Below are 14,232 nucleotides of genomic sequence, written 5' to 3'. Positions count from 1 at the left end.
TGACCACAATCTACAATGAGTAACAATTTAGATTCTACTTTAACTATTGATTTTTTAGAAAACCTTAAAAATCAAACAGCCACATCGCATAAAAAGCTCGAAAGCCTTCCGGTTTCAGCATCCATACTTTCTCCTCAAATGAAGATGGCTGATTATTGCCATTATTTATCGCTAATGTATGATGTGCATTATAGTGCTCAGGAAATTGTTTTTCCTTTACTAAAAGATCATATTACAGATTTAGAGGAAAGGGAAAAAACGCAATTAATTGATAAAGACCTTTCTTTTTTGCATTACACAAAAAACAATACAGTTTCGGTTTTTAGTAATCAGGATATCAATGTTCCCTTTGCATTAGGCATTCTATATGTTATAGAAGGATCCTCGCTTGGCGGACGTTTTATTCTAAAAAATATAGAAACAATTCCGGGATTAGATCAGCAGGAAGGAGTCTCGTATTTTGCAGGTTATGGTAATAAAACAGGAAGTTACTGGAAAAATTTTCTAAGCCAACTTACAACATACGAACAACAAAATAATTGTCAGGACGAAATCATAAAAGGTGCTGTTTATGCTTTTGATACTATTTACAACCATTTTTTGAATAATAGTAAACAATGAAAATTAAGGACATTGTAAATCGTGATTTGGTCACACTAACAAATTGTGAACATGAACCCATACACATTCCGGGAAGTATTCAGCCTCATGGTTTTTTGTTAGGAATAAATTTAGATTGGGAAATTGAATTTTGCAGTGCTAATATCAATTTGTTTCTTGATTTAACGTACGACGAATTATTAGGTCACAAATTCAGTAAGATTTTTGGAGCATCGGCACAAAAAGAGCTTTATGATTATGTACACAATCAAAAAGAGCAGCTAGTTTTTCCGCTTGAAGTCGAACTAAAAGACGTAGCATTTCAGATTACGATACATAAATCCGGTGCAATATATGTGCTCGAAGCAGAGCCACAATCTACCGGCAAAGAACAATTAGCCAATATTTATGCGCAGACCATTCAGTTTGTGTCTAATATGAACAATACCCGATCATTAAAAGAGTTGTGTGCGCTTGTTGCTGAGGGAACAAGGGAAATAACAGGATATGATCGTGTAATGATTTATCGTTTTGATGAAGATTATAACGGTGAAATTTTTGCAGAAAATTGCAGAGAAGATCTGGAACCATTTTTAGGGCTTCATTATCCTCATACTGATATTCCGGTGCAGGCAAGAGAATTGTATATGAAAAATCTTTTGCGGCTTATTGTTGATATTGGTTACGAACCGGTTCCTATTTTTACTATTGATGACAAAGAAAATAAAAATCTTGATCTGAGTCTTTCGTCGTTGCGAAGCACATCGCCAATTCATGTTGAATATCTTAAAAACATGGGAGTTGGAGCAACGCTTACTATTTCGCTTATTCATCACGGCAGATTGTGGGGACTTATTGCCTGTCACCATTATTCGCCTAAAAATATTTCTCCCGAAATTCGACTGGCAGCCAAACTTCAGGGTCAGTTTATTACTTCTCAAATCGATTTAAGGCAATCGAATGATGAATATGAGATTGCACGTAAAACGAATAAAGCCCTGGAACAATTAACAGCTTTGAATCTGCCGTTAAAAAATGATTCTTTTGAAGTTATTTGTGCTAATCCTGAGTTGCTAAAGCTTTGTAATGCTACCGGAGTTTCTATTTGTATTGGACATAAAACGTACAAAAACGGAATAACTCCATCTGATCAGGAGATCGAAAAGATCATCATGAGCATGCAGGATAACGAGTACGGAAAAACATTCAGTACTAATAAAGTGAGCAATTTTGTAACAGATTTAAAAAGTTACGAGGATGTTTCCGGAATAATTTATTACGCTTTGGGAAATGGTAATAATATTATTTGGTACAGACCAGAAACGGTTGCCGTGATCAATTGGGCAGGAGATCCTGAAAAAGCCATTATTATCGATAGTAAAGGACTGCATCCCAGAAATTCATTTAATTTATGGAAACAGATTATAAAACATCAAAGTAAAGCCTGGTTACAACCGGAACTAACTGCAGCGGCAAGTTATGCGCATTCTCTTCATAATCAGATTATCATGTTGTTGCTTAGTGAAGAAGAAGAGAAATACCGAAACCTTAGTGATGTATTGAAAGAAACAAATCTGGAACTGGAAAATATTAACTGGATTAGTACACACGATTTGCAGGAACCTTTGCGTAAGATTCAGTTTATTGCTTCGAAAGTATTATCAGATACTACCGAAATCCCTTCGGTAGCGATAATAGATTCGTTACAGCGCGTAACCAAATCTGCGAATAGAATGCAGAATTTATTGATAGATATCCTTAAATATACCCGAATAAAACATACCAAAGAATCCATTCAAAAAGTAAACCTTAATACTATTATGGAAGAAACCTTGCGGGATATGAAGGAGATAATGGAAGAAAATAAAGCCAATGTTGAATGCGAAAGTTTGCCTGAAGTGCATGCTGTTCCGTTTTTGATGAAGCAGTTATTTTCGAATATCATGCAAAATTCATTAAAATACGCTTCTGTAAACCGACTTCCGTTGATTAAGGTAACAGCTTCAAAAGAACCGGAAATCAATGAATATTCTAATAAAGTATATTGTAATTGGGTAAAATTTAGTGATAACGGTATTGGTTTCGAGCAAGAATATGCGGAGTCTATTTTTAAAATATTTACCAGATTACATACGCTCGAAAAATATGATGGTTCAGGAGTTGGACTGGCTCTATGCAAAAAAATTATGCAAACCTGCCACGGAAATATTCGTGCTGTGGGTAAACTAAATGAAGGAACAGAAATTACGATTTATTTTCCTTGTGATCCAAATGATTCTCTTATAGCCAATTGATGATAATTGGTTTCGAAGGCACAATATTAATAAAAGTAAAAGTCGTAAAGGAATTAATCTTTACGACTTTTTAGTTTTAGATTATTTTCTACTATAAAGCGAACCATTCCTGATTGATTTTTTATTCAATTCTCCTTTTTCGTATAAGTCTTCTAAAATAGTTGTCGCTTCAGTATAAGATTTATCCAGGATTACGGCATATTCTTTTGGAGCTAAAGTGGGATAAATTTCAAATAGAGCTAAAGAATTTGCTGCAATAAATAGTTTCTTTTTAGCTTCAGGGTATAATGCCAATAAAGCGTTTTCATAAGAAGCGTAAGGTTTAGAACCGTAAACCGTTAACTGATTATTATTTCCATCAGAAAAAAACAAAGTAGGGAAACCTCGTACGCCCAGGGTTTTTGCGTAAGCTAAATCTTCCTGAAAAAGTGTTTTTGCCTTTCCTTCATAATCTGTTTTTAATTTATTAATGTCAAGACCGGCAAGTTGCGCAGACTCTGCAATGTTTTCCCATTTTGCAATGTTTTTCTTTTCGAGAAATAATTTTTCACGAAGAATTCGCATAAATTTTATTGCTTTTTCCTTACTCTGAATTTGTGCCGCTTTCATCGCAATACAAGACGGATACGAAGAATCAAGAGGATCTTCAATCCAAACATTTCCATCGATAGGCATTTCGTAATGTAAACTGGCTTCGTTCCAATGATGCGCTACATCAGATGGTTTGCTTATTCCGCCGCTATTGTAAGACCAATCGGGTAGGAGGCCGCCCATTCGGTAATCAATATCAATATAATCGCCGTATTCCAGTTTTAGTTTTCTCAATTGTGGTTCAATTCCCCAACACGAAGAGCAAATGGGATCTGTGTAATAAACAATTTTTATTGGTTTAGTTTCTGTCGTAATAGTGCCAATTTCATTTTGTTTTTCATCAACAGGCATTTCGCATGTTCCGGTTTCGGGATCGCACAATAACGGATTTATCTTGTTTTCGTTCATTTTAGAGATAATTTGCGATTGACAGCTACAACTGAAAATCAGGATTAATAATAGCGACAGTATTTTCATAAATAACTGTTTTAAATTTACGCTTCGGTTTTTAATTTTATAATTTTACTGCAAACATCGCTTATCTTTAATCACAAGTCAATTAGTCTAAAAAATATGACTACAGAAAATAAATCTCCAAAAGAAAATGAATGTCCGGCAGAAGGGCTTCTAAAATTGTTGTCCGGAAAATGGAAACCACAGATTTTTTTGTTGGCTGTTAATGGTCCTTTACGCTTCAACGGACTTTTAAGAGAGATTAAAGGTGCTAATAAACAATCTATCGCAGTAGCACTTCGCGAACTGGAAGATTTTGGTATTTTAGATAAAAATGTGATCAAACTGAAACCTCTTCATATTGAATATAATTTATCCGAAAAAGGAAAATCTTTGATTCCGGTTTTTAAGCAACTGGAGTTTTTTTTGGAGAGATAAATTGTTATGATTTTGAAACTTTATTAAAGTTTTGACAATGCTAAAATTTTCTAAAAATTCTTATCTGGTTCCAGGTATCAATTACAATCAAAGGCTTGCCTTCATCTATTATAATTAAAGCTTTTTGAGGTAATATTAAATTGGCAATTTTATAGATTTGATGGTTTATTTACCACTAAAATTTTCAAAGTAAATCCAAGTAAAAATAACAAGTTACTTATTTTGTTTACAAAGAATGTTCCTTAGGAACATTTCGTTGGTAGACAAATGAGAAAATGTTTTTTTAATGTTCCATCGGAACATCTCGTTGGTTGAGATGATGTTGTTCATTTTTGATTCAAAAATTTCGTTTGAACAATACATTTTTCAAAAAATCAATTGTATAATTTCAACCGTCCCTCCGGGACGATATCTAAAACAACATTTTTTTTTAGCTACCGATGAAATGTTCCTATGGAACATGAAATATTGTTATTTTGGAGTTTGTAATTTGATTAACAATGAATTATAGAAAATCAAGAGTTGAAAATTTGTTTGCAAAATAAATGTTCCATCGAAACATCTCGTCGGTAGATATTTACGGTTTTGCAAATTATTTGGTAATAAATTATAGGAAATCAAATAAATGTTCCATCGGAACATCTCGTCGGTAGCTATTTGCGGTTTTGTAAATTGTTTGGTAATAAATTATAGGAAATCAAATAAATGTTCCATCGGAACATCTCGTCGGTAGCTATTTGCGGTTTTGTAAATTGTTTGGTAATAAATTATAGGAAATCAAAATAAATGTTCTATTGGAACATCTCATAGGTAAAAAAAAATGGCAAATACATACACACAGTTACATATACAATTTGTTTTCGCAGTAAAATATCGTAAAGCATTAATTGACAAGGAATGGAAAGACAGATTGCATCAATACATAACGGGTATAATTCAATCAAATCATCATAAAATGCTTTGCATCAACAGTATGCCCGATCATATTCATATCTTTATAGGTATGCGTCCAACACAATCTATTTCTGCGCTTATTCAAAATGTAAAAACAGAAACAAGTAAATGGATTAAACAAGAAAAATTGTGTTTGGCTTTTGCATGGCAGGAAGGTTACGGTGCTTTTTCGTATTCAAGAAGTCATGTTCCCAATGTAATTCGGTATATCCAAAATCAGGAGGAACATCATAAAAAAGAATCTTTTTTAGAGGAATATCAAAAAATCCTAAAAGCATTTGAAATCGAATATGATGAACAATATATTTTTACAGAACCAATTGAATGATATCAACTACCAATGAAATGTTCCGATGGAAAATGAAGCAGTTTAAAGTGAGGAGTAGATGAGTTTTATATATTCTACTCATCAAATTAAATATTATTTTTACAAACAAGTTTTCAAATAACAATGAAAACCAGACAACCCATTAAACAATAAAAATGATGAAAAAGCTATTTTTAATTTTACTGTTGTTATTGCAAATACCTACAATCTCCGGACAAAACCAAAGTGAAGACCCTTCATCAAAAAAAATTATCGGAACCTGGTATATGGATCAAAACCGGGATACGAAATGGGTTTTCAGCCAGGATGGAAAAGTCTACAACTATAATAAAAACATTTTTAAGGTAATGTATCGCTATACCATTTCGCATTCCTGTCAAAATTATTCATCTGATACTATTGAATTTATAACTTTAATGGACAAAGACGGAAATGAATTTTGTTTTAGGATAAATGCAATCAACGAAAACAAAAATGGCATATTATCACTTACTAAAATGGATAATATGGAGCAACTATTATTTGTAAACAATACTGATGTAATCGTAAGGAAATAGCATTTACAAATAAATTATCGATAATTTAGTTTCAAAAAAATGAAAATACCTTTAATCTTATTTGTGTTGTTTTTAATAACAATTGTTTCCTGCAAACGAAAAACTGCAGACACTATTTATTCCGTTTCTTATAGTATCGAAAATGGTGGTAAGGGCGCTGCCAGTTCCAGTCTTTTAATTTCAAAAGATTCGACCCAGTATATATGGGCAAATTATAAGGAAACAAAAACCAGATCTCAAGTAACATCGAGCGATACATGGAAAAAAATAATTAATAGTATAAAGCTGGTAGATTTTAAGCGTATTAATAGTGGTAAACGTCGTATTCAGTATGATGGTTCAGATGTTGTAATTACAATAAATGCAGATAAAGAATATAAATTGATCAATGGGGAAGAAAATTCCGTAAATTATACTAAGATAAAACCTTTAGGAATATTGCTGAAGCAAGAGTATAAAAAATTAGATTCTTTAGCATTACATCTTTAATTAATACAAAAATGAAGCAATTACAATTAATACTCCTGGTAATCTTATTTGCTAATACAGCACAATCGCAGGCAATTAAAGACTGTGAAACTTGTTTGTCTAAAACAATAAAGCAAGAACAAATAAAAAACTTAAGCATAGATGAATTGCGTTTTCTTACCAACGATTTATACGCCCGAAAAGGATATAAATTCAAAAGTGGTGAAATAGACAATTACTATTCTGATAAAAAATGGTATAAACCAATCAATGACAATGAGAAAATTGTTTACAATACAATTGAACAGCAAAATTTGCAATTATTTAAGCAAAGAACAGCTGAACTTAAAACAGATCGTGATAAGTTAATGAATGAGCTAAAGATATTTAAAGCGACAATATTGGCCAATGATAAAGTTACCTTAAAAAATAAATATTCATTTACAACCGAAAACGAGCAATACAAAAATATTACTGAAGCTTTAAAAAAAATAAATCTTGAGGATGTAAACTGGTCAAAAAATAAAGGTTTATATGGCGTAACTATTGATAACGGTGATTATGTAATGACGTATGAGCTAAAAATAGAAAAGAATCATGTAATCGTACAATATAGCAGCAGAGGAGGATCTGATATTGCAGAATCTTTGTACCCAAGCGAGTTCTCTGATGAATTTTCTTTTTGGTGGGAATTTGAATGGAAAAATGACACATTGAAATTCATAAAAATGAATGTAGCAGGCTAGAGAATAGATTATTTTTAGATCATTTAGAAGATGAAAATTTAAAACAACAACATAAAATCACCAATATGTCTCTATACAAATTCGACGAAGTTTTAAATGACTTGATGGATTATTTCATTTTAGGCGATCCGGATTATTTATTGCAGTATAAAACCGAAAATAATTTGCCTGATGATTTGCTCACGGAATTTACTACAGAAGAAACCGGTGATCAGGTTGTAGAACAAGGAGTAATGGTACCGATGATAGGAATTGAAAATCATCCGTACACCATATACTTCAATCTTTCGGTTGAAACTCCGGAGCTTTTAAAACCAGGAAATGAACTTCAGCATCAGCGTGACGGATATTGTTTAAAAGTAGCCAACGGACGAATTTATCTTTATACAATTCCTTATCTAAGAAATTTTACAAGACCCACAGTCGAAGCCTTAAAGAAATTCAAAAATGCGACGATCGAATTGCCAAATGGTTGGTATACAGTTTCTGTTCTAGCAGGATTAACAAAACAGCTTACAGAAATAGAAACGGTTTCAGGTCAAATAAAAGAATTTGAAAGCATGGAACCCACTTTTGAATTTGTTTTGAAACCATCAGCAGAAAAACCAGATTATACAGCAGATTTTAATTATCAGTTTAAAGTGGAAGTGTAAAGTATAAGTACTGGCGTTATTGCAATTTTAATAGAATAAGATTTGTTCGAAATATAAAAAGATAAGGGATAACTCCTAAAAAGATAATAATATGAAAATGTACATTTTAGTAAAACAGGGTGTTCCTGATAATTTGGTTCCTGTAATTACTGCGCACGCTTCTTTAGCCTGTTTTAGAAAATTTGAACAGAATGAAAACATGCAAACCTGGATCAACGGAATATTTAAAAAGGTAGTTTGTGTTGTTTCTGAAACAGAATTTAAAAATGCACAGAAAGAAGCGGACAATATTGTATTAACTGAATCGGCTTTGGATAATCAGGAAGTTTGTTTGGCATTTGTACCGAGAGAAGAATATCCAAAAATGTTCAAATTTTTTAGAATGTGGACTCCACAAGATACTTTAAAGAATGAATAACGAAATAAATATAGAAGAAATCAGGGAAAATACTTTTTTCTGGAAGTTTTATTTATGCTGGTTCAGAGGTTTTGATGATAAAGAAGAAATTAATATTGATGAAGCAGTTGATGTTATAGAAACCAATGAAACCGAATTTTATAATTGGGAAAGATTATTTTTTAATCATGAATCGATCGAAGAAAATCCAAGATATATCGCGGGGAACCTAACAGATAATTTAAATTTTGCAGTTGAATTTCAGGAATACGAAATCAATTTTTTTCTGAATGATATTTATATTGGCAATTTGGGCGGTCATTTTGAAGCATGGTTTTTAACATTGGATGAATTGCTGGCTTTTGAAAAAGATCCTGTTTTCTTTTTGCTTCTTTTACCAATGACAGGAATACAGGAAAATCAGAAATCGGTTTTAAAATCAATACTTACAAAACATCTGGAAGCTATTCCTAAATTTGAATCGCATTCTGAATATATTGCCAATTGTATTTTAAATGGTTTAATAATGGACTCTTCATTTCAGGAAACAGCTGAAATTGGCCTGACAAATAATGAAAATCACAGCGTAAGGAATGTCATAAAATATCCGCGTTATGAGGAAGATGTAAAACAGTTGAATAGAATTCTTCTGTCCTTAAAAAAATAACCTTGAGACTTAGTGCCTTCGTGGCTAATCTTTCGTATTAAACTTTTATTAACAAAAACTAAATCTTCATTAGTTTATATTTGTAAGGCAAATTTAATTTTAAGCCTTCGCCAATATGAAAATCAACGTTTTTAAAATCTTTACTTTTTTATTCTTTGCCTTTTCAATTGCAGGATACAGTCAAAATGTAAAGTTGATGAATATCGATCAGTTGAACGAAAGAATCAAAAACGGAAAAGACAGTACTTATGTAGTGAATTTCTGGGCAACATGGTGCGCGCCCTGCATTAAGGAATTGCCTCATTTTGAAAAGTTAAACGCAGAATTTAAATCAGAAAAATTGGCTGTATTATTGGTAAGCGTCGATTTTAAATCAAAATTAAACTCTGCTGTAATTCCTTTTGTAAAAAGAAAAAACTTGAAAAGTCAGGTTTTCTTACTGAACGAAAGCGATCCACAAAAATACATTGACCGAATCGATAAATCCTGGTCAGGAAGTATTCCGGCAACACTCTTCATTAAAGGAGATCAAAGAAAATTTATCGAATCTGAATTTACCTATGAACAATTATTAACCGAATATAAAAAACTATAAATTATGCAAAAGTTCATTACCACAGTTACAATACTAGTATTTAGTATTTTATTTGCCCAGGCACAAACGGCTACGCTTAAAGCAGGACAAACGGCACCTGAATTTAAATTAAAAAATGTTGATGGAAAAGAGGTTTCATTTGCCAGTTATCCAAAAGCCAAAGGTTTTATTGTTGTTTTTACTTGTAATACCTGTCCTTATGCAGTGGCATACGAGAAAAGAATAATTGAGCTGGATAAAAAATTCAAACCACAAGGATATCCTGTAATCGCTATTAACCCAAATGATCCTGAAGCTTCAAAAGCTGACGCTTACGATAAAATGCAACAATTGTCAAAAGATAAAAAATATCCTTTCCCATATTTATTCGATCAGGGACAAATAGTTACAGATCAATACGGAGCAAAACATACACCGCACCTTTTTATTGTTTCTAAAACAACAAAAGGAAATATCGTAGAATATGTAGGAGCAATAGACAACGATCCTGAAGGTACTAAAACAGAGAAAACAAAATATGCCGAAGATGTTATTGCTGCCTTAAAAAGCAATCAAAAACCTGCTATAACTGAAACTAAAGAAATTGGTTGTACGGTAAAAAGAAAAGCGAAAGCATAGTTTTTATATTTTCGTATAAAGAAACACCACTGAAAAGTTGGTGTTTTTTTTGTTTAGAGTTTTCTTAAAAACGTTCCGAAGGAACAAATCATATTGTAGAGATGGATTTTAATCCATAATACGCGCAATTCTACAATATTGTGGTTATTCTTTGTCGAATTACTAGTGTGATCCTTCGTTAAAAGGATGACAAGCTTGTGGTTAGTTTTGTCAGGCTGAGCGAAGTCGAAGGCCCGTTCCAATAGGAAACTCTCTTCGACTCATCCAGAGTGACATTCGCTGTAGATAAGCAAAAAAACAATTAATTTTAAAATAAAAAAAAGACTGTCTTAAAAGAACAGTCTCTATGATGCTTTTTTATAAACTTTTCAGCTTTTTCATAAAAACAGGAAACACCTCATTCAATTCTTCAAAAAGAGGATTTTTACGATGCTTTAATTTTATTTCGCTAAACAATTTCAGGCCAAGGGCAAATTGTGTCGCTTCGTTAGGATCTTCAAAAATATTTTTCTCTTTTATTTTTTCAATAATGCTAAAAACTTCGTCGTGATTGTCAAATTGTATTCCGAGTTCTTTTGCCGGTTCGGTTGTACCGTCTGCATATTCTTTTAGACTTAGTGTCAGGTAATATTTATTTGATCTTTTTTCCATTTGATTTTATATTATAATTATTTCAACCATTTTTCTACAATGGTTTTAAAGGTTTCCTTGTACTGTTCCCCAACAGTTATTTCGGTTTTATTAATGAAAATTGAATTTTTGCTAATCGAATTTATTTTTTCTAACGGAACAATAAAGGAACGATTGATTCGCATAAATTTTGATGCCGGCAGTTTTTCTTCCAACGCTTTAAGCGAGATCAAAGACATTACTGATTTTTGAGCATCTTCAAGATGCACTTTTACATAATCTTTTAAACTTTCGATGTATAAAATATCTTTTAAAGAAATTCTAACCCATTGGTATTCTACTTTCAAAAAGATAAATTCATCATCGGCAGTCACAGAAGGGTATTGATTTGCAGCTTCTTCAGACATTTGTAAAACCTTATTGGCAGCTCTTAGAAACTCTTCATAACTAAAAGGTTTTAAAAGATAATCTACAGCATTCACCCTGTAACCTTCAATTGCATAATGGTTATAAGCAGTGGTGAAAATAATTTTAGGCAATGGTCCCGGCTGTTCCTGCAAAAGTCTTGCTAGTTCCATACCGGTTAAGTTAGGCATGTTGATGTCTAAGAAAACAATGTCCGGTTGTTGTTCGCGTATTAAACTCATCGCTTCAACAGCATTATCACAACTGCAGGCCAATTGCAAAAACGGAGTTTGTTCTATAAAGGTTTCCACAAGCCTTAACGCAAGTGGTTCGTCATCTACTGCTATACATCTTAATACAATCATTGTTCTAAAGTTATTTGCAGATTTACTTTGTATTTGCCATTTGAGGCAATTCCGCATGTCATCATATGTTTGTGCGGATAAATTAAATGCAATCTGCGTTTCGTATTCGTTAATCCAATTCCGCCTTGATCTGTTGTTGCTGTTTTTTCGAAAAAAGTATTTTCAACTTCAAATTCAAGATTGTTTTCTTGTTGTCTAAGCTTAATATGTATTTCACTTTTGTCTGTGGCATGTACGCCATGTTTAAAAGCATTTTCTACTAAAGGTAATAACAACATGGGAACAATTGGGTAATCGTGTATTTTTTCGGGAATATCTGTTGTTATGGTAAGCTTGCTATTGGCACGAAGTTTCATTAAAGCTATAAAATCTTTCATGAAGTCGGCTTCTTTTAGTAAAGTAGTTCTTTCGCCTTCGGTACTGTAAAGTAAATAGCGCATCATGCGGCTTAAGGTATGAAGTGCACTCCGTGAATCTTCGATATTGGTATACGTAAGCGAATAAATACTATTAAGCGAATTAAAGAAAAAGTGCGGATTGATTTGTGCTTTTAGCATTGCCAGTTCGGCCATTGTTTTATCCTGCTCCAGTTTTTGTTTGTGTTGTGCCGCTCTTTGCCAGTGGTGTAACATGGCCCAGCTCGTACTAATTCCTAAAACCAACAAAGTAAGCATGAAAACATAATTGTCAAAATAAGGATTTTTGTATTTTTTAAACCCTAAAACCAAACTGATTTTAGTATGAAGATCTGTTTGAGATGTATAGAAATAGGCGATGACCTGCATAACAAAGATGATACAGAACTCCCAAAGTAAAAAAGGAGATGTACTATCTTTTATAATGGTTTTAGGAACGATGATTTTGGCATTAGAATAAAATATAATAATAAGCAAAAGCAATACAATTATTTGCCAAATCCAAAAAACTGTTGGAAGCACTACATTCCACGTTATTGGAATATAAAATAGCATTATAAATCCCAATAAAAGCCAGGCAAGAATATGTAATCCGGTGAAAATGTATGGTTTAAAAAAGGTTGGTGACATTTTATATTATGATTTTATGACAATATTACATTATATTTATAGAAGATATAAAAGCAATCGCCCAAAATAGTATGAGAACCCGTAAAAACCATTTTAGAGCCGACGAGCATGTTGTAACACCTGTTGTTATTCATTAATAAACTTCTATCGGTTCTTATGTGATATCTATCGATTGTTTCTTGCGCTCCGTCTATTGTAAATTTTTTGTTTGTTATATTTTAGTTCTTTTGTTTCGATATAAATTGATAATTACACATTTTTCACAATGAATAAGCAATCCTTTTTAAGCATTCTCGCAGTAGCTGTTGTTATCACATCGTGTGGTAATAAAAATGACAAATCGGCTCAGGCCGGAGGTGCACCACAAGTTAAAGAGTATAAAACGCTGACTTTAGAGACTAAATCAGCCACATTAAATACAGACTTTCCTGCCAGTATCCAGGGACAGCAAAATATCGAAATTCGCCCTAGGGTAGAAGGTTATATCGATAAAATTTATGTTGATGAAGGTGCTGTTGTTAAAGCAGGGCAGCCTTTATTTAAAATCAGCGCACCAGAATATGAGCAACAAGTTCGTACAGCAACTGCAAGTATAAAAAGTGCTCAGGCAGATTTAAGTTCAGCAAAACTGGCGGTAAATAAAGTAAAGCCACTGGTAGAAAAAGGAATCATTAGTAAATACGATCTTGAATCGGCTCAATATACTTATGAGTCAGCTTTGGCATCAGTAGCTCAGGCAAATGCAGCTTTAGTAAATGCCAAAACCAATTTGGGATATACTACAGTTACAAGTCCGGTTAATGGAGTTGTAGGGTCAATTCCGTTTCGTTTAGGAAGTTTGGTGAGTTCTAATACAACTGAACCTCTTACAACAGTTTCCAGTATAGGAAACGTTTTTGCTTATTTTGCAATGAACGAAAAAGCTTTGCTAAATTTTACTCAAAGCGGTACGGGAACTTCATTAGAACAAAAAATCAAACAATTGCCAGCCGTTTCACTTTTACTTTCAGATGGTTCAACTTATCCTGAAAAAGGACGTATTGAAACCGTAAACGGACTTATTAATACCGAAACCGGTTCGGTAAATATCAGAGCGCGTTTTCCTAATCCAAAAGGAATCATCAGAAGCGGAAGTAGTACAACTGTTAGAATCCCGAATGAAGTAAAAGATGTTATCTTAATTCCTCAGAGCGCTACATTCGAACTTCAGGATAAAATCTTTGCTGTTACTGTAGGGAAAGACGGAAAAACAAAAAATGTCAATATTGCTAAACTTGAAAACACAGCAGGGAATTACTATGTTGTAACAAGTGGCTTAAAAGCAGGTGATCAAATTGTATTAGAAGGAGTCGCTGCTTTAAAAGAAGGAACCGAAATTAAAGCTCAAAATCAGAATCAGGAAACGGTTTACGCTGACTTAAAATAAG

The 14,232-nt window shown here is 32.8% G+C and carries 17 protein-coding genes; 13 read left to right on the top strand and 4 right to left on the bottom strand.

Features of this window, described 5'->3' with window-relative positions:
* The first annotated feature begins 15 nt into the window (after window positions 1–15).
* Together LNP81_RS21045 and LNP81_RS21040 are read left to right on the top strand one after the other, a co-directional pair.
* Window positions 16–621 (top strand): biliverdin-producing heme oxygenase, encoded by a 606-nt coding sequence (locus LNP81_RS21045; RefSeq protein ID WP_230039250.1) that lies wholly within the window; start codon window positions 16–18, stop codon window positions 619–621.
* The gene (locus LNP81_RS21040) at window positions 618–2,894 is read left to right on the top strand and encodes an ATP-binding protein (RefSeq protein ID WP_230039248.1); all 2,277 of its coding nucleotides are present in this window, start codon (window positions 618–620) and stop codon (window positions 2,892–2,894) included. The genes LNP81_RS21045 and LNP81_RS21040 overlap by 4 nt, the downstream gene beginning before the upstream one ends.
* Window positions 2,895–2,975: 81 nt before the next feature.
* On the opposite strand, the gene LNP81_RS21035 is transcribed toward LNP81_RS21040, so the two are convergent.
* Window positions 2,976–3,893 carry a ClpXP adapter SpxH family protein gene (locus LNP81_RS21035; RefSeq protein WP_230040933.1) on the bottom strand — a complete coding sequence of 306 codons (918 nt, stop codon included), beginning with the start codon at window positions 3,891–3,893 and terminating at the stop codon, window positions 2,976–2,978.
* Between the two features lie 165 nt (window positions 3,894–4,058).
* Here LNP81_RS21035 and LNP81_RS21030 point away from each other — a divergent pair, with 165 nt between their 5' ends.
* The 10 genes from LNP81_RS21030 (at window position 4,059) to LNP81_RS20985 (ending at window position 10,359) form a co-directional block, all read left to right on the top strand.
* Window positions 4,059–4,376, top strand: a complete 318-nt coding sequence (locus tag LNP81_RS21030) for a winged helix-turn-helix transcriptional regulator (RefSeq protein ID WP_230039246.1) — start codon at window positions 4,059–4,061, stop codon at window positions 4,374–4,376.
* Window positions 4,377–5,196: 820 nt separating this feature from the next.
* Window positions 5,197–5,658, top strand: a complete 462-nt coding sequence (gene tnpA, locus LNP81_RS21025) for an IS200/IS605 family transposase (RefSeq protein ID WP_230039244.1) — start codon at window positions 5,197–5,199, stop codon at window positions 5,656–5,658.
* A gap of 158 nt (window positions 5,659–5,816) precedes the next feature.
* A complete protein-coding gene (locus LNP81_RS21020) occupies window positions 5,817–6,215 on the top strand; it encodes a hypothetical protein (RefSeq protein WP_230039242.1) in 399 nt (132 codons plus the stop codon).
* 39 nt (window positions 6,216–6,254) lie between these two features.
* Entirely contained in the window at window positions 6,255–6,704 is a 450-nt protein-coding gene (locus LNP81_RS21015; RefSeq protein WP_230039240.1) for a hypothetical protein, read from the top strand.
* A gap of 11 nt (window positions 6,705–6,715) precedes the next feature.
* A complete protein-coding gene (locus LNP81_RS21010) occupies window positions 6,716–7,429 on the top strand; it encodes a YARHG domain-containing protein (protein ID WP_230039238.1) in 714 nt (237 codons plus the stop codon).
* Window positions 7,430–7,494: 65 nt separating this feature from the next.
* Window positions 7,495–8,082 (top strand): hypothetical protein, encoded by a 588-nt coding sequence (locus LNP81_RS21005; protein WP_230039236.1) that lies wholly within the window; start codon window positions 7,495–7,497, stop codon window positions 8,080–8,082.
* A gap of 91 nt (window positions 8,083–8,173) precedes the next feature.
* Window positions 8,174–8,500: an aminoacyl-tRNA hydrolase gene (locus LNP81_RS21000; protein WP_230039234.1), complete on the top strand. Its 327-nt coding sequence runs from the start codon at window positions 8,174–8,176 to the stop codon at window positions 8,498–8,500.
* Window positions 8,493–9,146 (top strand): Imm19 family immunity protein, encoded by a 654-nt coding sequence (locus tag LNP81_RS20995; protein ID WP_230039232.1) that lies wholly within the window; start codon window positions 8,493–8,495, stop codon window positions 9,144–9,146. Before LNP81_RS21000 ends, LNP81_RS20995 begins: the two co-directional genes overlap by 8 nt.
* Window positions 9,147–9,261: 115 nt before the next feature.
* Complete coding sequence (locus tag LNP81_RS20990; RefSeq protein WP_230039230.1) at window positions 9,262–9,741, top strand: TlpA disulfide reductase family protein; 480 nt, start codon at window positions 9,262–9,264, stop codon at window positions 9,739–9,741.
* A 3-nt stretch (window positions 9,742–9,744) separates the two neighbouring features.
* Entirely contained in the window at window positions 9,745–10,359 is a 615-nt protein-coding gene (locus LNP81_RS20985; RefSeq protein ID WP_230039228.1) for a thioredoxin family protein, read from the top strand.
* A gap of 357 nt (window positions 10,360–10,716) precedes the next feature.
* Here the strand turns inward: LNP81_RS20985 and LNP81_RS20980 are convergent, their stop codons facing one another.
* Genes LNP81_RS20980 through LNP81_RS20970 form a run of 3 tightly spaced genes read right to left on the bottom strand, consistent with a single transcriptional unit; the run spans window position 10,717 to window position 12,805 of the window.
* Window positions 10,717–11,010: a DUF3861 domain-containing protein gene (locus LNP81_RS20980; protein ID WP_230039226.1), complete on the bottom strand. Its 294-nt coding sequence runs from the start codon at window positions 11,008–11,010 to the stop codon at window positions 10,717–10,719.
* 17 nt (window positions 11,011–11,027) lie between these two features.
* Window positions 11,028–11,759, bottom strand: a complete 732-nt coding sequence (locus LNP81_RS20975) for a LytR/AlgR family response regulator transcription factor (protein ID WP_230039224.1) — start codon at window positions 11,757–11,759, stop codon at window positions 11,028–11,030.
* Window positions 11,756–12,805: a sensor histidine kinase gene (locus LNP81_RS20970; protein WP_230039222.1), complete on the bottom strand. Its 1,050-nt coding sequence runs from the start codon at window positions 12,803–12,805 to the stop codon at window positions 11,756–11,758. Before LNP81_RS20970 ends, LNP81_RS20975 begins: the two co-directional genes overlap by 4 nt.
* A gap of 265 nt (window positions 12,806–13,070) precedes the next feature.
* Between LNP81_RS20970 and LNP81_RS20965 the strand changes: the two genes are divergently transcribed.
* Window positions 13,071–14,231, top strand: a complete 1,161-nt coding sequence (locus LNP81_RS20965) for an efflux RND transporter periplasmic adaptor subunit (protein WP_230039220.1) — start codon at window positions 13,071–13,073, stop codon at window positions 14,229–14,231.
* The last annotated feature ends 1 nt before the right edge of the window (window position 14,232 follow it).

It is taken from the genome of Flavobacterium piscisymbiosum (assembly GCF_020905295.1).
Classification (GTDB): Bacteria; Bacteroidota; Bacteroidia; order Flavobacteriales; family Flavobacteriaceae; genus Flavobacterium; species Flavobacterium piscisymbiosum.
The sequence above is the reverse complement of the archived record's forward strand: the minus strand, read 5'-3'. Positions and strand labels throughout refer to the sequence as shown.